The organism is Phormidium sp. CCY1219 (assembly GCF_055795085.1).
Window position 1 is genome coordinate 26,145 of sequence record NZ_JAYFEQ010000531.1, and the last position, 22,440, is coordinate 48,584.

16 protein-coding genes and 1 tRNA gene are annotated in these 22,440 nt (G+C 52.6%); 10 read left to right on the forward strand and 7 right to left on the reverse strand.

The window, feature by feature from the left end; all coding sequences use genetic code 11:
• Nucleotides 1-545: 545 nt before the first annotated feature.
• Both AC0QH1_RS14530 and AC0QH1_RS14535 read right to left on the reverse strand, forming a co-directional pair.
• Nucleotides 546-3,200, reverse strand: coding sequence for a sensor domain-containing protein (locus AC0QH1_RS14530; protein WP_324631895.1), 2,655 nt, complete (start codon nucleotides 3,198-3,200; stop codon nucleotides 546-548).
• Nucleotides 3,201-3,285: 85 nt separating this feature from the next.
• The gene (locus tag AC0QH1_RS14535; RefSeq protein ID WP_324631896.1) at nucleotides 3,286-3,582 is read right to left on the reverse strand and encodes a hypothetical protein; all 297 of its coding nucleotides are present in this window, start codon (nucleotides 3,580-3,582) and stop codon (nucleotides 3,286-3,288) included.
• A gap of 1,135 nt (nucleotides 3,583-4,717) precedes the next feature.
• On the opposite strand from AC0QH1_RS14535, the gene AC0QH1_RS14540 reads away from it, so the two are divergent.
• The gene (locus AC0QH1_RS14540; RefSeq protein ID WP_324631897.1) at nucleotides 4,718-5,299 is read left to right on the forward strand and encodes an Npun_F5749 family FMN-dependent PPOX-type flavoprotein; all 582 of its coding nucleotides are present in this window, start codon (nucleotides 4,718-4,720) and stop codon (nucleotides 5,297-5,299) included.
• Here AC0QH1_RS14540 and AC0QH1_RS14545 read toward each other — a convergent pair.
• The gene (locus tag AC0QH1_RS14545) at nucleotides 5,289-9,140 is read right to left on the reverse strand and encodes an EAL domain-containing protein (RefSeq protein ID WP_324631898.1); all 3,852 of its coding nucleotides are present in this window, start codon (nucleotides 9,138-9,140) and stop codon (nucleotides 5,289-5,291) included. The two genes, AC0QH1_RS14540 and AC0QH1_RS14545, sit on opposite strands and share 11 nt — an antisense overlap.
• A gap of 703 nt (nucleotides 9,141-9,843) precedes the next feature.
• Here AC0QH1_RS14545 and moaA point away from each other — a divergent pair.
• Nucleotides 9,844-10,830 (forward strand): GTP 3',8-cyclase MoaA, encoded by a 987-nt coding sequence (gene moaA / locus AC0QH1_RS14550; protein ID WP_324631899.1) that lies wholly within the window; start codon nucleotides 9,844-9,846, stop codon nucleotides 10,828-10,830.
• A gap of 163 nt (nucleotides 10,831-10,993) precedes the next feature.
• On the opposite strand, the gene rpsD is transcribed toward moaA, so the two are convergent.
• Nucleotides 10,994-11,602: a 30S ribosomal protein S4 gene (rpsD, locus tag AC0QH1_RS14555; protein WP_324631900.1), complete on the reverse strand. Its 609-nt coding sequence runs from the start codon at nucleotides 11,600-11,602 to the stop codon at nucleotides 10,994-10,996.
• 150 nt (nucleotides 11,603-11,752) lie between these two features.
• Here rpsD and AC0QH1_RS14560 point away from each other — a divergent pair, with 150 nt between their 5' ends.
• On the forward strand, nucleotides 11,753-12,328 hold the full coding sequence (locus AC0QH1_RS14560) for a hypothetical protein (protein WP_324631901.1): 576 nt from the start codon (nucleotides 11,753-11,755) through the stop codon (nucleotides 12,326-12,328).
• Between the two features lie 72 nt (nucleotides 12,329-12,400).
• On the opposite strand, the gene AC0QH1_RS14565 is transcribed toward AC0QH1_RS14560, so the two are convergent.
• Complete coding sequence (locus tag AC0QH1_RS14565; protein WP_324631902.1) at nucleotides 12,401-12,568, reverse strand: metallothionein; 168 nt, start codon at nucleotides 12,566-12,568, stop codon at nucleotides 12,401-12,403.
• A gap of 298 nt (nucleotides 12,569-12,866) precedes the next feature.
• Between AC0QH1_RS14565 and AC0QH1_RS14570 the strand changes: the two genes are divergently transcribed.
• The 4 genes from AC0QH1_RS14570 (at nucleotide 12,867) to AC0QH1_RS14585 (ending at nucleotide 16,163) form a co-directional block, all read left to right on the forward strand.
• Nucleotides 12,867-12,940 (forward strand) — tRNA-Met (locus tag AC0QH1_RS14570).
• 50 nt (nucleotides 12,941-12,990) lie between these two features.
• Nucleotides 12,991-13,158: a hypothetical protein gene (locus AC0QH1_RS14575; protein WP_324631903.1), complete on the forward strand. Its 168-nt coding sequence runs from the start codon at nucleotides 12,991-12,993 to the stop codon at nucleotides 13,156-13,158.
• Complete coding sequence (locus AC0QH1_RS14580) at nucleotides 13,148-14,689, forward strand: YcjF family protein (protein ID WP_324631904.1); 1,542 nt, start codon at nucleotides 13,148-13,150, stop codon at nucleotides 14,687-14,689. Before AC0QH1_RS14575 ends, AC0QH1_RS14580 begins: the two co-directional genes overlap by 11 nt.
• 28 nt (nucleotides 14,690-14,717) lie before the next feature.
• Nucleotides 14,718-16,163, forward strand: coding sequence for a GTP-binding protein (locus AC0QH1_RS14585; RefSeq protein ID WP_324631905.1), 1,446 nt, complete (start codon nucleotides 14,718-14,720; stop codon nucleotides 16,161-16,163).
• Nucleotides 16,164-16,335: 172 nt separating this feature from the next.
• On the opposite strand, the gene AC0QH1_RS14590 is transcribed toward AC0QH1_RS14585, so the two are convergent.
• Complete coding sequence (locus AC0QH1_RS14590) at nucleotides 16,336-16,887, reverse strand: HD domain-containing protein (RefSeq protein WP_324631908.1); 552 nt, start codon at nucleotides 16,885-16,887, stop codon at nucleotides 16,336-16,338.
• 125 nt (nucleotides 16,888-17,012) lie between these two features.
• Between AC0QH1_RS14590 and AC0QH1_RS14595 the strand changes: the two genes are divergently transcribed.
• The 3 genes from AC0QH1_RS14595 to AC0QH1_RS14605 all read left to right on the forward strand — a co-directional run bounded on the left by AC0QH1_RS14595 (nucleotide 17,013) and on the right by AC0QH1_RS14605 (nucleotide 22,249).
• Entirely contained in the window at nucleotides 17,013-17,906 is an 894-nt protein-coding gene (locus AC0QH1_RS14595) for a hypothetical protein (protein WP_324631909.1), read from the forward strand.
• A 291-nt stretch (nucleotides 17,907-18,197) separates the two neighbouring features.
• Nucleotides 18,198-18,590, forward strand: a complete 393-nt coding sequence (locus AC0QH1_RS14600; RefSeq protein WP_324631910.1) for a hypothetical protein — start codon at nucleotides 18,198-18,200, stop codon at nucleotides 18,588-18,590.
• A gap of 203 nt (nucleotides 18,591-18,793) precedes the next feature.
• Nucleotides 18,794-22,249, forward strand: coding sequence for a tetratricopeptide repeat protein (locus tag AC0QH1_RS14605; protein WP_324631911.1), 3,456 nt, complete (start codon nucleotides 18,794-18,796; stop codon nucleotides 22,247-22,249).
• A gap of 1 nt (nucleotide 22,250) precedes the next feature.
• On the opposite strand, the gene AC0QH1_RS14610 is transcribed toward AC0QH1_RS14605, so the two are convergent.
• Nucleotides 22,251-22,433, reverse strand: coding sequence for a hypothetical protein (locus AC0QH1_RS14610; protein WP_324631912.1), 183 nt, complete (start codon nucleotides 22,431-22,433; stop codon nucleotides 22,251-22,253).
• Nucleotides 22,434-22,440 lie beyond the last annotated feature (7 nt).

The window sequence follows — 22,440 nt, forward strand, 5'->3', positions numbered from 1 at the left end:
GATCCTTAATACGGTATTACAGAATTGGGTTTTAATTCAGCAGCAAATTACACAAAATTAAAACTCGTTTTGGATTAATGGCTGAGGCGATCGCTCGATGCAAAGGGTCCTTGTGCCCTCTTATTAATTTTTGTTAAATTTCTCTTTTGGCGTTAAGCTTTATCTCGGTGGGGATATCCTTGGGTGTGGTTCTCGATCCGTGGCGGATACTTTCACGAAATCGGTGCTTTTTTTCTTCCCGGTGTCAGTTGAGCCGCTGCCCGCATTGGAACGCCGAAACCTGTGGTTTTGTTTTTGCTAAAGCCACCGCTTTATCTGTTTTAAAACAACGGATTTGGGTACCCAATCCCCTGTATCCCAATCGGCGTTTCTCAAATTTTAAATTGGATTGGGGAATCCATTAAGTTGTTTCTCCTTCCCGCCTCTGCGAGCATTGTTAAAGTGAACGTTCCGGATAGATCCGCACGGAATTGGCGGGGTTGTGTCAACCTGCACCACGAAAAATCTCAGGGTTAAAATTTTTTAAATTCTCTCCAATGGGCGAATTACCATTGCGGCGAGGATAAAATTAATGCTTCTGCCTCTGTAGGATCTAAAGGTGGCGAGAAAAAATACCCCTGTCCGACTTCGCATTTCAAGGTCCACAGTTGCACTAACTGGGTTTCGGTTTCTACACCTTCCGCGATCGCCTCGAGTCCGAGATGATGCGCGATGGTGATAATCGAACGAACCAACTCGGCGGTGTCGCTATCCGCACTCATGCGACTAATAAACGAACGGTCGATTTTTAAAGTATCGATGGGAAAACGATGCAGGTAACTCAAAGAAGAATACCCGGTACCGAAATCGTCAATACACACCCGCACTTTTCGGCGTTTTAATGCTTCGAGCAGTTGGCTAGCCATTTCGGCATGTTGAATCAGCACGCTTTCGGTGATTTCGAGCATCAATTGATGGGGCGGGATGCCGGTTTGGGCCAAAATGCGATCGATTTGGTCGAGATAGCCCGGTTGTGCCAGTTGTTTCCCGGATAAATTGATGCCTAAGGTCAAGTGAGCGGCATGAGGAGATAACTGTCGCCAAGTGCTAAACTGACGGCAAGCTTCTTGCAGGACCCAGCGACCGATTTGCTGCATCTTCCCGATGTCTTCTGCCACCGGGATAAACTCCGAGGGAGAAACCAAACCGCGCTCGGGATGTTGCCAGCGCACCAATGCCTCGAAGCCGATCGCCCGTCCGGTTTCCAAGGATATCATCGGCTGGTAGTAGATGGCAAACTCCGACAAGGGGCCCTCGCTTGCCCCCTCCCCGAACCGAGTGCCAGATGGCACATAGCAATCCAGAACCGATCCGATGCTTTCTTGCCGCCCATTTTCGCCGCCTTCCATGTCCTCGGTGGCATCCAGATGCAAAGTTTCTGCTTTTGCTTCTGGTAATGCGCGGCGCAGGTCATTTTCCAATTGCAACAGCGCCACAGCGCGTTCGTGCATGGTGCGATCGAACAGTTCGTAGCAACCGCGTCCGTGGGTTTTGGCGCGGTACATGGCGGTATCTGCATTTCGCAACAAGTCTTCTGGAGAATGATACACCACCCCGGAGGCGCGATCGCGACTCAAGGCAATCCCAATACTGGCATTGGTTAGCACTTCATGCCCGTTGAGTTTGAATGGTGAATTGAAGCTGGCGAGAATCCGCTGCGCCACCCGGGTGGCATCGCTCACATCTTGGATCTCATCGAGCAGAATCGCAAACTCGTCGCCGCTCAAACGCGCTACCGTATCGACACTGCGAACCGAGGCTAACAGTCGCCGCGAGATCGATTTTAACAAGCGATCGCCCATTTCATGGCCCAAGTTATCGTTAATCGCCTTAAACCGATCGAGATCCACAAACAACACCGCCGACATCTCCTCGGACTCTCGTCTGAGTCTCTCGCATATCCGACTCAAACACTCTTTGAAAAACGTGCGATTTGGCAAACCCGTCAAGGGGTCGTGAAAAGCAGCTTTGCGAAGTTTCTCCTCGGCGCGCACTCGATAGGTAATATCGGTCAGGGTTCCCACATAACCCGTCGGTCTCCCCTCACCTTCCCTGGATGGACTCGCCTGCGCCAGCACCCAGCGCGTCTCGCCATCTGCATTTTGTACCCGGTACTCCCCGTGAAATAATGCTTCGGCTTCCCGCGCCTCATGCCATCGCCCGCTTGCTTTGGCGCGATCGTCGGGATGGATACATGTCAGCCAATTTACCCCGATCGCTTCCCCTAGTTGCTTCCCGGTCATTTCGCACCAGCGCGGGTTGGCATACAATAATCGCTCTCCCCCAGCATCGCTATAGAACATTCCCACCGGACAGTGTTGGGCTAAGGTATAATCTCCCCACTCGCTTTCTTGCCAACTCCCCCTTGCCCGATTCCCTGGTTCGCCGCTCTCTTCTAATCGGGGCAACCCAGGCATTTCCACCGACTCGCTCTGTTGTACCCCCGGAAACCACACATCTGCGCTCCCCCATCGCGCGCTTAGGCTGCGCGGGTTAGGGGGGGGCGGAATATGTTGCCAAACCCGATGGCTGAGGGTTCCCCACGGCGCGATCGTCGGTGCAATTTGATTTTCTACCTTGTGCTGCTGCATCTGTTGTAGCGCCAAGTGTACCCCTGCCTCGGTTTCGCGATCGTCAACCTCCCTTAGCAATGACCCTGACTGCCGTTCCTCCCTGGGGGGATGTTCCTCCACCCCTTCAGAACCCGACACCTGGGGCGGATCTGCTGGGCGATCGCGATCCAATGCATGCAAAGCCGTTAGCTGCTGCAGTACATCTTGGATCAACCATAAACCCGCGAACATCTCTCGTGGGTTCGCTCGATCTCCCCGCGTCAATGGATCCAACCACGACTCGGTGAGGTTGCTGTTTTCCCCCTCTCCCGCTTGATTGCACAGCAGCGCCCGGGTGGAAACCGAAATCCCTTCTCCATCTTTGCAACTCTCTTCCTCCCGGAAATGCGCAACTGCGTCGCCAGGGGATCTATCCCCTCTACCGTGGCTCTCCACCTGACCTCTATCTCGATGGCGCTGGCGACTCAGTTCCCTCGCCACCTGAGCAATCAACTCGATGGCTTCATCCCATGAAACATCCCATCCTTCCTGCATTGAGTTGCGCGACTTGAATCGCACCACTGCATCTTCTAACAGTTGTATTAACATCTTATTGACCCCTGTATGTTCTTTTCCCAGTTCGGTTCGCATCTAACTGTATTGCACTGGCGCGATCGCTTCTGCACGCTTTCCCTTAGCCATCACCTTGCTTGCGGCGCTCATCCTCCATAGCAGCGATCGCCTCCGTCTTGGTTTTCCATTGAATTGTTTGATGGTATTGTGCATTCCCGATTGGCACTCCCCTTCCTTTTTTTTGTGCTTTAAATTCACGAGCTAACTTTAGCTGTTCCCCAAAGCGCTCTGTATTTTCCAACTCCAGTTTAAGCCTCTCCCCAAACCTGCTTTTAGAGGCAGTTTTCCGCTGACTTGACTGGCGGATTAAAAGAGGGCATTTCCCTGCCACTGCTCTAGATTGGCTGGCGAACACCATTTACGATACTCCTTGAATTTTTGCACGGGCATTGAGGTGGAAAAATCGTTTTCTACGTTAACATAAAACCATCAGCAGTCTACCATCCGCGCCGGCCATAGATTGCCGCGCTCTCTCCCATCTCGGTGTTTACAAGTTGTAAAATAACTGCAATTGGATGCGATCGCTTTGCAATCGAGAAAAGGCGCGCATCTCCCGCCAATGTCCATCCCATCAATGAAGGACAAAAGCCAAAAAACCGCGATCGGATCGTGCCATTACGGTTGCCCCTCCAGTGCTTTTTCCTGCCGAGTGTGCCGCAAAACGATCGCTCTCGCAATTGACCCCATACTTCACCCTCCTACAGGAAAGCGACACTCCAACCAACAACAATCGGGCGCGCCCGATTGTCGCACAACCTTGTATTCGCCGTGGTATGCCCATTATAGGTCCCGCCAAACCCGAAGTGCCCCAGGATTCCGTTGACCCCTTTCATTAAGGGTTTACATAGAAATTCGCATAATGTCAAGGGTTCTTGAAATTTGTTAATATTTTCACCACTTCCCGGTTCTCGTTTACCCCCTTCCCCGTGAATGGGGTGTTGTCCCCGGTGTCCACTATGGTAGCAGAAGGGACTCACAACCCGGTTGAAGTCCCTCGCTTAAATTGTGAGGGGGCAGACAGCCCCCAGAGGAATTTTCCCCGCCACAACCCTAGGCTTGACGCTTTGAACTGAGGGAGAACCCGCCCGCCACCAACCCGCGATCGCTCGAACTTAACTCAACCTAAACTCAAACCATCCAAGCCTCAAGGGGCGATCGTTAAAGATTTAATTAAGAATATTCCCATCCCCGGTAAAGATTCAATAAAGCACTACCTGTAGGGTGGGCAACTCGTTGCCCCCCTACCCGTGACTACCCGTGACAAAGGTGCGGAAGTCATGTCAGAGAAATAAAGCCTCAAGAGGCGATCGTTAAAGATTTAATTAAGAATATTCCTATCCCAGATTTGGATATGTTATGTTACCCTACCCCCTCGCTTATCGCCACCGCGATCGCCCTCGGAAACACCGAATCCCTACAGCGCATTGCGCCGCGCAGCGATCGCCGGAGCGGTATAATAAAACACTAACCTTGGAATAGATCGGAAAGCCCTCATGTCTCTTGCACCTTGGCGATCGCCCCTGTCTCGGGCACTCCATCGCAACCGCGCCCGCGCCGACGCGAAGTATTTCCAGCTTGCTACCATCCGCCGCGATCGCAGCCCCGCCAACCGCACCGTAGTGTTTCGCGGCTTTCTCCAAGACAGCGATCGGCTCAAAATCGTCACCGATGGGCGCAGCGAAAAAATCGAACAAATCGATTTCAATCCCCAAGCCGAAGCCTGCTGGTATTTTCCCATCACCCGGGAACAATATCGGCTGCAAGGAACCCTCACCTCAGTCAAAAGCGACGCCGAAACCCCCGAATTGCAACAAGCGCGCCACATAGCATGGCAAGACCTCTCCCCCAGTGCCCGCTTGCAATTTGCATGGCCCGCGCCGGGACAACCTCGCCACCCCAACGCCGACTTCGACCCCCCCGCCCCGGACCCGGTGCAACCCACAGACCCGTTTTGCCTGCTGTTGCTCGATCCGATCCGGGTGGAGTGCCTGGAATTGCGCGGCAACCCGCAAAATCGCTGGCTCTACTTGCGACAAAGCGATCGCAGTTGGTCCGTGCAAGAAATCAATCCCTAAGATTGCATCGATAAACCGTGGCGATCGCCTCGGATGCGGTTTGCGGATGGCACGGCTTGCCAAACAAATATCCTTGACCGTAATCACACTGCCACGCCGACAACTGCTCGAGCTGCCCGGGGGTTTCCACTCCCTCGCAAACCACATCCATCCGCAAATTATGCCCCAGCATCAAAATCGTCCGCACAATTTCCCCATTATTTTTCTCCCGCTCCAAATCCATCACAAACGAACGGTCGATTTTTAACGTATTCACCGGCAATTTTCGCAGATAACTCAAGGACGAATACCCGGTGCCAAAATCATCAATGCACAACTGAATCTGACGCTTTCGCAATTGTGCCAACATTGCATTTGCCGCTTCCGGATTTTCCATCAACATGCTTTCGGTGATTTCTAATTTCAAACAGCTCGCATCAATCCCGGTTTCTGCCAAAATGCGATCGATTTGCTCGATGAAATCCGGTTGCGAAAACTGTTTCCCGGACAAATTCACATTCATCGTCAGGGGCACAGTACGGGGAAATTCCCCGTGCCAGCGGCGCAGTTGCCAGCAGGCTTCGCGCAGCACCCATATCCCCAACGGCACGATCGCACCCGTTTGTTCGGCAATCGGAATAAACTGACTCGGCGAAATCATCCCTTTCTCTGGGTGTTGCCAGCGGACTAGGGCCTCAAATCCCGTCACCTGCCCGGTTTTCAGGGAGACGATCGGCTGGTAGTGCAGCAGCAATTCATCCTCGGGATGCTGCAGCATTCGTCGCAGGTCATTTTCCCACTCTAACTGCTCCACAACCCCGGCGTGCATGGTTTCGTTAAAAACCATGAAACAGCCGCGCCCTTCTCGTTTGGCGCGATACATTGCCGTATCCGCATGGCGGAGGATATCTTCGGGCTGTTGCGATCGCCACTGGCGCACTTGATGCGCGCCAATCTCGGGGCGATCGCCGGCACTCAATTCCCCTCCCCGCGCATCTGCACTGCGGTGGAAGGCGATACCAATACTGGCATTGGTATAAACTTTGTGATTTTTAATCTGAAACGGATCCTCTAACACTTGGTGGATCCGCTGGGCCACCGCTGTCGCTTCGCCAATCTCTTGCATATCTCGCAGCAAAATGGCAAATTCATCCCCGCCCAGGCGCGCGACTAAATCTCGCGATCGCAGGCAGTTTTCCAGTCGTCGCGCGATCGCCACCAGCAGCTCGTCTCCAATATTATGCCCCAAGGAATCATTCACCAATTTGAATCCATCTAAATCCAGAAACAGCAGGGCAAACCCCGACTCGGCTTTCTCTGATTTCACCTCTAGCTCATCCCACAAGGCATCGGTTAACATGGCGCGGTTGGGCAACCCCGTCAGGGCATCGTGAAAGGCAGCGTGCCATAATTTATCTTGCAGCCGCTTGCGCTCCGTAATATCCCGAATGACCACGGAAAATCCGCGCAAATATCCCCTCTCGTCTCGCAATGCGGCAATTAGCATATCCCCCCAAAAATACGATCCGTCATGGCGCCTGCGCCACCCTTCTTCCTCCATGCGACTGGCAACGGCGGCTAAGCGCAACGCCTGATGCGGTTTGTCGTTTTTCACCTCTTCTGGGGTGTAAAAACAACCGAAATGCTGACCGATAATTTCGGGTTCTAAATACCCGGTGATTCTTTCGGATCCTTCGTTCCAACTCACCACTTTGCCCACCGGATCGAGCATGAAAATTGCATAATCTCTGACGCCTTCGACTAAGAGGCGAAACCGTTCTTCGCTGGCTTCTAGCAGGGAGTTGGTTTGCATCATCTCCATCTGCGCTTGTTTGCGATCGGTGATGTCGCGACAACAGTAAAGGGTGGTTCCGTTTTGAATGGCGACTCGTTTCACGTTGATCAGAACCGTGCGGCGTCTGCCGTTTTTCTCCCGCACTTCTCCCTCGATGTTTTCAATTTCGCCAACGGCTTTAAGCTGTTGCAAATCGAATAGGTCCTCGCCAATCAGGTGGCTGATATTTCCCATTGCTTGCATTTCGGCAACGGAATAGTCGAAAAAGGCTTCGGCGTTGGGACAGATAAAGGTTAAGGCTCCTTCGTCGTCGGTGATGAATACCGCATCGGAAACATTGGTGAGGATGAGTCGATACAGGGCTTCGGAGGAGCGCAATCCTTCTTCGGCTCGTTTGCGATCGCTGATGTCAATTCCGAGTTCTAATACTAACGGTTTCCCATCTATATCGGCAAAGGGATAGTCGTAGATTTCATAGGTGCGATCGTCTTCGCTGTGCCACTCCCACTGACGCGATTTTTGGCTCTTAAACACTTCTTTTGTGGGACATCCTTCGCCGGGGTTTTGAATCTTTGCCGGCGGGTTATCTCGGCATTTTCCTTGCGGTTCGCCAAAGGTTTCCCGAAAATAACGGTTGGCAAACCGAATGGAGCAATCCGGGGCTTGCAAATAGACGAAGGCGGGTAATCTATCCAGGAGTTGATAGAGTCTTTCCCGTTCGGTTTTTAACTGCAATTGGCACGGGTTTCGTTCGGTAATATCTCGGGCAAAAATAGCAACTTTCGTGACTTGATTTTGGCGGGTGCAGATGGGATAAATACTGTTGTCGATATCTCTGCCATTATGTCGGTCTTCAAATTGTTGCGGCTTTCCAGTCTCGAAGACGCGATCGATGGCGGCTTTTCTGCTGTTGGCGAGTTTGGATGGTAACAAGTCGTAGGCGCATAAACCGATGATTTCACTGGCACTCATCCCCAGTTGTTGCCCCGCAATCGAGTTGGCGGCTAAAATGGTGCCGTCGCGATCTAGAATGCCTGCGATTTCATGGGTGGCGTTGAGCAGCGCTTGCACGATGTCTTGGGTTTCTCTCAGTTGCGTTTCTAGGGTTTTCCCTCGGGCGATTTCTCGGGTTAAGCGATCGCGCATCCCTTGCAATTGCCCGCTTGGATCTCGCAGTTTCTCGCCTTTTGGGTTTTTTAACCCGGCTTTTGTCTTGAGCAGTGCGTTCTCGAGTTGTGTCTCTCGCATCACGATCGCCAGTTTGCTCAGCTTCCCTCTGCGATCGAAAATTGGCGCGATCGTGCCTTTGGCGTCGATATCCCCTCGCTTTGTCCCAAACTGTTCTCGCTTTTGCGTCTGAATTACTTTTTTAACGTGGTGGCTTATCTGTTGCGCGAGTTCGGTGGGTAAAATTTCGTAAATGCAGGTTCCGTTGAGTTTGCGCGCTTCATAGCCCTGCTGTCTCGCTGCTGCTCGATTCACGAGTAAAATCTTTCCTTGACAATCGATTAATAGAGTGGGATCGGGATGGGCGTTGAACGCATCTTCTAGGTTTTGCCCCTCCTGTCTCGCTTTGATTCGCGCCGCTTTCCGGGAAAAAGGACTGAGTGTTTTGCCGTGGGTTTTTAGCAATTGTGCGGCAATTTTTCCTAAGCTTTCTAATGCCATCACCACAGCAGTATCGAGCTTGTGTGGCACGTTATCCATTACCCACAAATGACCGAGACAAGTGCCTTCCCCATCGAGTAAGGGTATCTTCTGGCAAAAGCTAAAGCACGAAGACGCGATCGTGCAGTCGTTCCAGCTCTTGTCTCCAATGGAAAAACAATGCAGCGATCGCCCTTCAGTCCACCCGGATACAATTTCCGCCATTCCCGCTTCTGGTCTGGCTTTAAACCAATGCTGACCCCCCTCTTTGCTTTGCACTAATGCCACCGGCGTGCTGCATAATTGAGCGGCTAACCGAGCAATCTCTTCTAATCCTTTTTCTCCCACAAATTCGTCGTTCTCTACAGGCTTTTGATTGAACGGTTGTAAGTTTTGTTCGCTCAGCATTTTTTGTAGCATCTTTTTTCCTCTTGCTTCTGTTGCGGTGGATTGACTGACTCTCCCTCGCTCGATACGAGTTCGTTGCTGTCGCGATAGCTTGCTTGCCCGGTATCGGTCAATACTATCCTCGCTTTTTCTAGCCCCTAGCTTTCTATCTAGCAGTTGGTCACTGTGCAGATAAAAACCTGATTCATTTGCCAACTTCTGGGAATGGGTCTTCCTGCTTCACGGATTTGTAGGTGAGTTTTAACTTTTCTTTATTATTCCTTCAGGGATAATCAACTTTCCATTGGGGAGTTTGATGCAGGCTCGTGACACAGTGGTGTCAACCTCCAGAGTTCACTCCTTGTAACTTACAATACACCCTGATTTTTGAATTCCTTCGCTTTTTAATAGTTTCTTTGGCTTTTTGTAAGAGAATCATAACTTTTTAAGGCAGATTTATGTTATTCCAAAAAAATATTACTAAATATTGCATAGCCAAGAAAAAATAGTAACAAAACTTGACAGAATTGGCGATGGATGCTATTTGCCCCTAGCCTCACCGAGCGCTAAGATTGCCCCACGTCTCGCGAAAACGGTAACGCCGGGGATAGTCATGCTGACACCAGGGGGGAGTCTCTCGCGAGTTCTGTGAAGCTCCCAGAACCGGGGCGGTTTTAAAAAATGTTAAATTAAGAAAGCAGCAGCTTTCGATAAGTTCACCGAATTGGGGGAGAGCATGAATCAAGTGGATTACTTACGCATCAGTCTGATTGACCGCTGCAACTTTCGCTGTCAATACTGTATGCCGCAAGGAGAGGAATTGGATTATATCCTGCAACAGAATTTGCTCACCCATGAGGAATTATTAACCTTACTCGAACAGGTGTTTGTGCCCCTGGGATTTACGCGATTTCGCTTGACTGGGGGGGAACCGCTGATCCGCCCGGGGGTGGTGGATATCGTGCGGGCGATCGCGTCTTTGCCCGCCACTCGCGACCTCTCGATGACCACCAACGGCTTTTTACTCGCGCCAATGGCACAACAACTCTACGATGCCGGGTTGCGTCGGATTAACATCAGTCTGGACTCTCTCGATCCAGATACCTTTGATGAAATTGTCGGCACTCGCGGGCGCAGTCGGTGGCAACAGGTTTGGGATGGCATTCAAGCGGCATATCGCGTCGGGTTCGACCCGCTGAAACTCAATGTGGTGGTGATTCCTGGCGTTAACGATCGCGAAGTGCTCGATTTGGCGGCATTAACGCGCGATCGCCACTGGCATGTCCGCTTTATCGAATTTATGCCCATCGGCAACGATCGCCTGTTTGGCGATCGCGGGTGGATTCCCTCGGAACAACTCCGCCAACTTTTTCGCGATCGCTGGGGCTTGCATGAATCTCGCGTTCGCGGGAACGGCCCGGCGGATGTCTTTCAAATCCCCGGTGCCCAAGGAACCCTCGGCTTTATCTCCCAAATGTCCGAATGTTTCTGCGATCGCTGCAACCGCATGCGCCTCTCCGCTGATGGTTGGTTGCGCCCCTGTCTGCTCAACGAAATCGGTCAAATCGACTTAAAATCCGCCTTACGCCACCACACCCCCCTACCGGAACTTCGCGAACAGGTCGCTCGCTTGCTCGCCATCAAACCCGAAATCAACTTTAAACAGCGCGAATCCGGCACCACCGGCACCTACAGCCGCACCATGTCCCAAATTGGCGGCTAATCCCCATCGGGAACCAACCAATCATCCCGCCCGAGGCTTTTGCGACCCCTATCAGCCAAATTCCTCCACCCTGCCCCAAATCAAAAGCCCCCTTACTGACGGATTTGGGGGCTTTCTCAAAACTTATGACGCTGCGCGGTAAGAAGCAGCACAATTCCAATAATTACGCTTGTCGAGAATAGTATTCCACCACTAGCAGTTCGTTAATCTGTAGGGCAACCCATTCGCGCTCGATAATCCCGTTCACCTTGCCTTCCAGTTTGTCTTTATCAAACTCCAAATGGTTGGGAAGGTGGGCCAAACCGGGGGATTGCCGGTTCGCTTCCACTAATTTGCGAGAGCTATCCCGGTCTCTGACGGCGATAACGTCTCCCGGACGACAGCTATAACTGGGAATATTCAGCCGTCCACCATTCACCAGAATGTGACCGTGACTGACCAATTGTCTGGCGGCGGGAATCGTGGGAGCCATCCCCAAACGGAAAACCGTGTTATCCAGTCGCATTTCCAACAACTGCAACAGCACTTGCCCCGTGGAACCCGTCAGGCGGCGCGCGCGACGCACGTAACGCAAAAGCTGCTTTTCGCTCAGTCCGTAGTTATAGCGGAGTTTTTGCTTTTCTTCCAAGCGGATCGCATACTCGGAGCGCTTCCGCCGACCCTGACCGTGTTCCCCGGGGGGATAGGTGCGCTTGGGAGATTTCCGGCTTAAACCGGGCAATTCTCCTAAACGACGTACAACTCTTAGCCGTGGGCCTCGATATCGTGCCATGAAGTTTCCTCGTCAGTTCGTAAACTATTTTCCCAGACTCTCTAGTATAGATCTTTAACGGAACGACTTTCAAATCCATTGTTGGATTTATTGGGTCGGGGAAACCCGTAATGCCCTAATTTCGGTTGTTTTTTTTCTGAGGAGTCCCAAATGTTTCGCCAAATCCGCGATCGCCTCCCTCGCAGTCCCCTCAAATTGGCCCTCGTTGGCATGGGTTTGTTGCCCGCGATCGCTACCTTCTCCCCTTTTCTCAAACCCGCTGTGGCGGCTAACCCTTACGATATCTGCGCCGAAGACCTGTTGCGTCGCCAACTCCCTCCGGAAAGCGTCGCCTTAGCTTGTTCTTCGGTCCTCGACCCGGAAGAGTTGGCCGAGTGCGTGGTGGATATCGATGTCAATACCGATATTATCGCCTCCGATGCCTTGGTTGCCTGTCAGCAGGTGCGGCGTCCTCTGGAGTTGGCAACCTGTGTGGTGGATATCGCCGAAGTCTCTGAGGTCAGCGATGCCCCGGCAATTTTGCAGTTTTGCGGTAGCAGTTTATTGCCCGAACGGTTTGCCCAGTGTGTGGTGGGGTTGAAAAATGAAATCGATTTGATTACTACCCAAGCGTTGGCGATCTGTATTGATGCCGGCGATCGCATTATCGACCCCGCACCAGATTTTATTCCGGGTAAGGAACCGCCCTCGGAACCCCCACCGACCGATAACTTGCCTTCTACTTAACGCGATCGCCCTCACCGCCGAAGCACTCGCGTTCGGCAGTGAGGGTCTTTTTGTCTATTGCTGGAGATCTGCTTAAGCGTGGCATTCACACCCTTGGTGGCCGCACCCTGTCCCATTCGGATGACCGTTGGCGCAGGCGTCGGAACAGTAGTATTTTCCGTCTTTCATCACGGCTTTATCTGTGGAAACCACGCACAGGCAAGAGTCACAAGCACATTTCATGTCAGTTACAGGAGCCATTTTTGTTTTTCCTTTCTTGAATCGCTTTTCAGTTTTAACTATAACATCTGAACAGATATTCAGGCATTTTGTTAATGTTTTCTTAAGCAATGCCTCCCCATGCCCCGGGGAAATGCCTCCTACCTCCGCAATCCCGTCAAAAAATTTCCCCTGCCCCCAGGGTGGTCATCGTGACAGGGGGAATGCTATAATCGCTGTAACGCTTAACCAATCCTGGTTTGACCGGGCAATCAAAAAAAAATTGACCGAAGGGGTTGTCAAACAGGTTAAGTTATGGTTATAATCAAAACAACGACGACGCGGGATAGAGCAGTCTGGTAGCTCGTCGGGCTCATAACCCGAAGGTCGGTGGTTCAAATCCGCCTCCCGCCATTCCACCCCCCAAACCCCTGCAATCGCAAATGGTTGCAGGGGTTTGTTGCATGTTGATAAATCCGACGAAGCGATCGCTGCCCCTCGGTATTGGGGATGAGCGGTACAATAAAATTGAGGGCGATGGCGTCAGCGCCGAGGCATTCCTCTGGGTTGTGCCGCGCTCTAACTATCTATCGATTCGGAAAAAATTGGAACTCAAGTATCATGGCGGTTAAACTGCGGCGACCTATTTTAATTGGCGGCATTGGTTTGTCGTTTGCCTTGTGGGCACTCGAGAGCGTGCAAGACTCCTGGAGTGAAGTGGGAGAAATCGGCATCCTGGGGGCGATCGCCCTGGGGGCCGGATTTTGGTTATTCCAAAGACGCGACCCCCCCACCATCAAAGCGATCGCGGCGGAAGCGGTAAATCGCGAAACCTTGGACAAAGCGATCGCTCAGGCGCAAACCATCATTACCCAGGTGGAAAGCGAAGGCGATCGCCCCCCGATTGTCCAACAGTGGCGAGATCGCCTCGAAAGTCTCTGCGGCGATACCCAGCGCCAAGACCTGCAAGTGGCCCTCCTCGGGGGCAAAGGCACCGGCAAAACCACCCTGCGAGAATGGCTGGATGCCAACTTTAACCCGCCACCATCTGCCGGGGCGATCGCCTTTCGGGAAATTCCGGCATTATTTACCGCCACCGAAGGCGGCGATACCGCCGGGAACATTTCGCAAACCGCATGGGATGCCGCCACCGCCGCCGACTTGGTATTGTTCCTCACCACCGGCGACTTAACCGACCCGGAATTTCAAACCTTACAACAATTGGTGAATGCTTCCGTGCCGGTGGTGGTAGTGTGGAATAAAAAAGACCGCTATTTGCCCGAACAACAAGCGGGAATTTTGCAGCAAGTGAGAAATCGCTTGGAACTGACCCTGGAGAGCGAAGATGCAGTGGCGATCGCCGCCGCACCCGCCCCGGTGAAAGTGCGCCAGTATCAAAGTGACGACTCCTGGCAAGAAACGATGGAACAACCCGCACCGGATATGGGAGAACTCACCGCCCGCTTGAGCGCGATCGCCAGCGAAAAGCGGCAACAGCTCTTGTTAGCTCAGAGCTATCGCACCGCGATCGGGATTAAAGCTGCCGCCCAACAGACATTGAATGACATCAGACGCGATCGCGCCTTGGGGGTTCTAGAAAAATATCAGTATATTTCCGCTGCGGCTGCCTTTGCCAACCCGGTGGCGGCACTGGATTTGGTCGCCACGGGTGCCGTAACCACGCAATTAGTCATCGATTTAGGGGAAATTTACCAGCAAAAATTCTCGGTAGAACGAGAGAAGGCGATCGCCGCCGCCCTGGGGGAACAACTGGTCAAACTGGGGTTAGTGGAACTGTCTACTCAAACCGTCACCGCTATTTTGAAAAGCAACGCCGTCACCTACGTGGCGGGAGGGTTAGTCCAAGGCATCAGCGCCGCGTATCTCACCCGGTTGGCAGGATTGAGCTTGATCGAATATTTCCAAGCTCGAGATGCCAGTGTAGAATCCGGGGTAAATTTGGAGAAACTGGGACAAACGTTAAAAGCCGTATTCGAGCAAAATCAGCGCGTAGCATTTTTGCAAGGATTTGTCAAGCAAATGGTGAAGCGTTTGGCACCGGAATCCAAGAAGTCGGAAAGCCTCACTGCACAAGTGCAAGCTTTGCAGGACAATAGAGATGGAGAGCGTTTATCGATTCCGAACCTTGAGCCAAGCACCTAATTCCCCCAACTCATCCCAATCCCCGCCCATGGGAACCGCTTCCCCTCGGCAAGATCCGCAGATTAACAGCGCCCGCGCCAGCATCCGGCAAGCTCTGTCCTGGTATTCCCACATTCGTCGCAACAGACGCGGGGAAATGGACGTCAAGCAGCAGGCGCAGATACAAGCGCAACTCGATCGCCTCTCGGCGACCCTGGAAAAGCTCGATCGCCATGTGCTTCGCATCGCCGCCTTTGGGTTGGTCAGTCGCGGCAAATCGGCGGTGTTGAATGCACTGATGGGTGAGAAAATCTTGACCACCGGCCCGACCCATGGGATTACCCAATGGCCGCGATCGGTACAGTGGAATGTGGCCGACAATTTACCGGTGGAGTTAATCGATACCCCGGGACTGGATGAAGTGGAAGGTCAGGCGCGATCGGAAATGGCGCGCAATGTGGCCCAGGCGGCAGATTTGATTCTGTTTGTCGTCTCTGGCGATATTACCCGCACCGAATACGACGCCCTGTGCGAATTGCGCCGCACCCAGAAGCCGTTGATTTTGGTGTTTAATAAAGTTGACTTGTATCCGGAGCAAGATCGGCGGGCAATTTACCGACAGTTACAGTATTTTGCCTCGGCGAAGCAGAAGCGCACCGTCCCAGAATGGGAGGATGATTGGCGTGAGGCGGAGGCAAAAGCACCCGTAGACCGTCTCCCGCACCAGGAAGATATTGTGATGGTATCGGCAGAACCGGCTCCCTTGCAAGTGCGGGTGGAATGGCCCGACGGGCAGGTGTCATACGAGTGGGAAACGCCACCAGCACAAATTGACGAGTTGAAACAGAAAATTTTGCAGGTGGTGAACCAGCAAGGGCGATCGCTATTGGCGATTAATGCCTTGGTGCAGGCCAGAGAGGCGCAGGAAGCATTGGCTAATTGTAGCATAGAAGCGCGCGAAGAGCAAGCGGAACAGTTGATTTGGCGCTTCGCTCAGTATAAGGCGTTGGTGGTGGCACTCAATCCGATCGCTGTGGTGGATTTGATGGGCGGTGCGATCGCTGACTTGTTGCTGATTCGCGCCCTGGCCCGGTTATACGGATTGCCGATGACTGGCTACGAGGCGGGAAAACTCTGGCAGCAGATTTTATTTAGCAGTAGCGGTTTGTTGCTGAGTGAGTTGGCAAATGGGTTGTTTATGGGGTTTGGCAAGAGTGCGGCGGCGATTGTCGGCGCAACTGGCGATGTGGGCGGGATTACCGGCTATGCTGGTGCGGCGATCGCTCAAGCTTCAATGGCCGGTTTCGGCACCTACAAAGTGGGACAAGCCGCACAAGTATATTTAGCACAAGGCTGTACCTGGGGTCCTTTAGGTGCCAATACGGTCATCCAAGATATTTTATCTCGCGTAGAACCCAATACCGTCCTCTATCGCCTGCGCCAAGAGTTGCAGCAGCAGTTGGAATTTCAATCGAACGAAAGTAGCAACTTCTAATCCCTCCCCCCATTCACCCCACCGTAGGGTGCGTGACCCCCGTCACCCCATCCCTGGGACAAACCCCCAAATCCACGCCAGGGCGTCACGCACCACACCATATTTTTATCCCCATAATTCCAATTAAAAAACTCTCAAAATGCAATAAATTATCCAATAAAAAACAGATTGTCTATAGCAATTTCAAGCGCTCCACTACAGCAGCAAACTGACGGGTCAACCAACTTTCTTGCAAGCGCTGCTGATAAATTTCGGCGAGAGTCGAGCCAAACCAAATCAATTCCGGGCGCGATTTGCCGAGGCTAAGATATCCATTGGCAAAGTTATCGTATTTATCCGCTAAAGAAACGCGCAATACGGAATCAGAACTGGATGCGACTTGCTGGATATACCGTTGCTTGCGTTCTTTCCACGATCCGGTGCGATCGCATTCCGTGCAACCGCGAACGATCGCCGCCACTTCCGCGCCAAATTCCACTTCCAGGGTATGCAATCCTGCCTCGATCGAGGGGGCCACATCCTCGGCGTAGTCGTGCAACCAGCCGGCGATCGCTTCCGATTCGCTACCCCCTTGCAGCCAAACGTAGCTGGCGACGGCTTGGGGGTGTAAGATATAAGGAAGATCGCGATGTTTGCGCTGTTGGTAGCGGTGAGCGCTGAGGGCAAACTGCACCGCGCGATCGTAGCGTTCGGAATATTGGGGAAAATCGGAAAATCGAGCCATAATCTTGATTCTATCCTTTGACTCTAATCAACTTCATCGTTTTTGGAACCCGTAAGCCGTGCAACGGGACTACAATAGAAATCAGACCCACCGATGTATGAGTCGGTTTTTACCGAAATAACGTTATGGCAAAACCTTCTATTATTGAAGCCGTGGATAACCTGCCCGAAAGCAGTGTCACCACTTACATGCTGCGATCGCTAGATTTTGTGGTTCCCGGGGAATGGGAAAACCTGGTTGGTTTTGAGAACAGCATAGCTGTAGTGACCGGCAAACATAAGGAAAAAAAGATTAAGAAAATTCGCGATCGCGCCCTTGACCTGTATAATGACTCCTCCCTGGGCTATCAGCAAGCCCTGTGGCTTTACCAAACCGTCGATCGCGCCGATACAGCCCTAGGTGCTGCAGCACTGGCGAATAAAGTCAGCGAAAAAATCGGATTTCTCGGTTTCCTCAATAAACTTACCCCGAAAGCCGACACCACGCAAACCCTGGATCTGTGCTTAAAAATTGCCGTAGAAGCGATCGCCTACAGCAAACTGCACGGCATTCCCAACTCTCCTACCGCCTTTGCCACGGCTCTATCCAACTATCATAACGAAGCGGTGATGCGGATGGCGGCATTAGTCTGCGTGGATGCCATAATTCCCCTCGGACCGGATTTCATCCAAAAAGCGAATAACACTCTCACGCAAATGAGTCCCGCCCAACTGGAAACCAATCCCACCTTTCAAACCATTAGCAGTGCAATTCCGGGCAAAAACAACAGCGGAAAACTCAACTTTTTAGGGGAAACCTTTACCTCCGTGCAAGGGTGGATGAATAAATTAGTGGCATCTCGCAATCTCAACCCACAAAACGTACTCAGTCATTTGAAGCAATTTATCGACATCGCCGACGATAAACTCGATTATGTCGCCGCTTTCCTAGATATGTCCACCAACTACTTCGAGCATACCGGCACCCAAACCGTTGCCCGGAACTTGATTTTACGCGCTGCCGAAAAGCACAAAGATTAATTTTTGTCAAGCCCTCATTGAAGGGTTGACAGACTGTCCTGTTTTGTGGTAATAAAAGCTCGCGCTACGACAAACGGCACGCGCCAGAAAGAGCCAGGAAATGCGCTTTCATCCCTGGGTTTCCCGCCCAGGAGAGGAAAGCGCGATTTTGCCTGAATTTTTTTATTCCAGGGCAATCGCATATTAACTATATGAAATCCAAAACTCAATAATTAATCATAGGCAATTGGCTATGATAAGATAACATCATACTCATTGTCTTGCAATCAAGAAACTCATAGCTTTACCCATATGCCCCAAAACACACTGACAAAAAATCGCCGGTTAACTCAAGTTGGACTGCTGCACTTGGGTCGATACCTGCGTTGGCTCAGACACCATCGGGGTTGGACATCGGTACACGATCTGGGGCAATACATCGCCACCCAAGAGTCTGAGTTGCTCAAAGAGCGCGGCAAAGACTTGTATATCGATCCAGAGTTGGTGCCGGGGATATCCGGGCCGCAGATTAACCGAATTGAGGGGGGTAAAATTACCCGTCTTGCCATAGACCAACTGATGTTGCTCATCGACGTATTAGAACCGATTCATCCTCAGACAATGGAACCGATCGGCTTAGAGAGGTTGCTCGACATTGCCACTGGGGAAGCCACCATAGAAGTGCCCCCCCTTGGCAGCGAGTAAAAGGTTCGAGCGAATTTCCAGGGTAGGCAACAATGCCATAATCGAAGGCATCGGTTGCCATCGAGCTTTTCAGGCAAGCGAAAGGTAGCAGAAAAGAATCCGATCGCTTCTTTTGGGACGATCGGGTGGATGGCAAGCGAGTTAAAATGAACCGCATATAACAAAAAGCCTCCAAGCAATCACTATCAGCCCCTCAATTCAAAATGACTAAGCCAAGTTTGCTAGACATTCTTGAATATGTCTCCGTTGCGGGATCCGTCGCCGGATCCGTAGCCGCAGTAGCGTCGCAGCAGATTATCTATGCAGCGACCCCTCTATCTCTATCCGTGGTGATTAATCTAGCTAACCGCCGTCGGTTAGCGCAGGAGAAACTCGCGGCGCACAAGGTCAGCCAAGTCAACGAGCAACTGTCCCAAGAGGTAGGAGCGTTGCGCGATCGCGTCAATGGATTGCCCACCGACAGCGAATTTAACTTCGTGCAATCAGCAGTAGCCAAACATTCCGAGACCCTAGAGGCCCTGCAGCAGCAGGTGGAAACCACCCTTTCCCTAGCCAAGGGACTCGAGCTAAATCCCTTGCGACAAGACATTGCCCGATTGCGGGAAAACTATGCCAGCGTGCAAGAGAGCCTCAGCGGGACGATCGCCCGCCTAGACGCCGTAGAAGCCGGTGGTAAAGGAACAGCGGGAATCGAACGCTTAGAAGCGGCGATCGCGCAAATCAACAGCAAAGTTGCCCAATTCCAAAACAGAGTCTCGAAAATTGAAACCCCCTCGCCCAGCACGGATTTGACCCCAGTGTTCGGGCAAATTTCCCAACTACAGCAGCAGCTCGATACTCTAGAGGAGAGAGACCTCAGCAGCATCAAGCAGCAACTCGAACAGTCAAACCAAGAACTGGCGCAACTGCGCTTAAGCGAGAATCAACAAAGGGATCCAGAAAAAATCAGCGCCCTAGAAAGCGCCATTCAGGAGCTCGATCGCCGACAAAACGCCCTGAGTGATGCCGTCACCCCGGTGCGGAATCTGAGCCATCAGCTCGAAGAACTGAGCCAGAAAGTCGCCCAGCAGCCAGAGATCGAGCAAGTGGAACAATTGCGAAGCGCATTAGCCAGCGCGATCGCCCTATTGCCAGAACTGAAAGACCACTTAGGCGAACAGAACCTGAGCCAAGCAGCATCGGCGATCCAACCGGTAGATTTAACCGGGGTAGAAGAATCCCTTGCCAAGATAGCCGAATCCGTCGCCGAAGCGATCGCCGAGATGGAACAACGGATCGAGCCACTCGAAGCCGTAAACCTCAATCGGCTGCAAGACGAGATGCAGGCACAAACCAAAGACCTAGCGCAACTGCGCGAACAACTCGTCGGCGTGCAACAAGAACAGGGGTCTTGGGAAAGCTCCCTGAACGCCTTAAGCGATAAAATCGACGACAAACTCAGCGCCGGACTGTCACCGGAGGCGATCGCGAACCTAGAAACCGCCTTTGCCACCTTGCAACAGCGAGTAGACGAGCTTTCCAGCTTGCCCTATCCCGAAATTCACGAACAAATCGAGGGACTCGATGGGCGGTTGAGCCAGTTAGCCGTGGGGATTGCCTCCCAAGACGAGCTGACCCAACTGCAGCAAGCGGTAGCAGACATCAGCGACAGGGTGACGCAACTGGACCAAACCAGCGATCGACTCGCCAGCAAAACCGAAGTGCGCGAACAGATCGCCCAAGTAGAAAGCGCGATCGCCGAGTTAAACCAAAGCCTAGAAAACGCCGGGGTAGAACAGCGCCAACTCGCCGAACAACTGCAACGTTTGCGCTACGGGGATGAATCCCAAACCAACGGCGCGCTCAGCGCCACCATCGATCGGGAAGTCACCCATCAAATCCACGACCTGATAGAGCAATTTAACGCCCGTCCCGAATTCGAGCAGATTCAAACCCTGCGAGAAAGCGTTAGCGAACTCTACGAGCACCTCGAACAACTTCCTCCCCCCAGTCAATCCACCCCAGGCACCGAACCAGAAAGCCTGCAAGCCCTTCGCCAAGAGGTCGCCGATTTGCACGCCGCCCTAGCGCGCGTCAGCGAATCCGCCAATAACTTTTCCGAAGTTACCCCCCTGCGGATCGAAAACCTCGAACGCGACATCGAACAACTCGAAACCGAACTGCGAGAATTTGCGGGGCAAATTCCCCAAGGAGAACTGCATCCGCAACTCGAACAGCTCACCCAACAGATTCAGGCAATGGTCAGCCACCCAGAAGCCTCCGAACTGCTGAGTGTGGATGGGAAAAATATGGGACTGGCGATCGCCAAAAGCGTCGAACAGCAGCTCGAGCAGATCCACCAATTGCTGCAAGGGATTCAAGCCCACGAGTACCAGCTTGTCTTCGATCGCCCCAGCATCCGCGAGCAACTCGAAACCGCGATCGACAGCACTCAACAGCGGCTGATTCTCGTCTGTCCCTGGCTCAGTCGTGCCAGCATCGACCATTCCCTGGTGCAAAAAATCGAAGAACTCCTAAAACGCGGTGCCCAAATTGACATCGGGTGGGGTCATCTGCGCGATATCGAAGCCGGCGAATTTCCCATCCGGATTAACGAACGCTGGCAAAGCGATCCGGTAGTCAAGCGGGGATTGTACGATGCCCTCAACGAGCTAGAAGCGCTGAAAGAAAGCTATCCCAACCAACTGCGCTTTAAGATTCTCGGCACCCACGAAAACTTTATCGTCCGTGACGACGCTTGGGCGATGGTGGCGACGCACCACTTCCTCAGCAGCAGCGATGCGTTACCGGAACGAGAGGTGGGATTGCGAACCAGCGATCCTCGGATTATTCGCGAGCTAACCGCCCGGTTTAGCGAACCGACTCTTAACCCCGCCAATGCCAGCGCCTATTACAATCGCGGCTTCGAGCGGTTGGATATTGGGGATTATGCCGGGGCGGTGGAAGATTATACCCAAGCGATCGCGATGAATTCCAACCAGCCCACGGCGTATAATAACCGAGGTTTGGCGAAGTTTCACATGGGAGATATTGAAGGCGCGATCGCCGATTACTCCCGGTCCTTGGAACTCAATCCCCAAGAATCGGTGGTGTATTTCAATCGCGGGTTTGCCCGGTTCGATGGCGGGGATTATCAAGGCGCGATCGCCGATTACAGCCAAGCGATCGCCCTAACTCCCGAACAAACCGGCGCTTACTTTTACCGAGGCGAAGCTTACGGGGTGCTTGGCGATTACGCACGGGCCCTCGAAGATTACAGCCAAGCGATTCAATTGAATCCTCACGATGCGGTGGCTTACAATAATCGCGGATTGGCGCGGTATAACCAAGGGGACTATGCCGGCGCGATCGAGGATTACACCACCGCCTTGAGTTTGAAGCCCGAAGATGCCGTGGCATACTCCAATCGCGGCGTGGCGCGATCGGCCCGAGCCGACTATCAAGGAGCGATCGAAGACTTCGATCGGGCCATTGGTCTCAATGGAAATTATGCCGGGGCTTACAACAATCGCGGTTTGGCTCGCGCTGAAATCGGCGATATCCCAGGAGCAATGGCGGATTTACAAATCGCCGCCGACCTGTTTTCTCGCCAAGGCGATGCCCTCAATCACAGCCAAGCGATGGAGACTCTCAACAAGCTCTCCTGTACCGCCCAGTAGCCTAAACCCTTCCCCAGGTTGGGGAAGGGCGATATTTGTGGCGATGAGTTGACCGACAAGCGGGAATACAGATTCCCGCTTGGAACGTTTTAGGGGCGATCGCCGATTGATGGCCGGTGGATTTTCTCCCTCCCACCATCTGTGGCTCGCGATCGCTGTTATGATTTGGCCAGGGAATTGGCATCTTACCA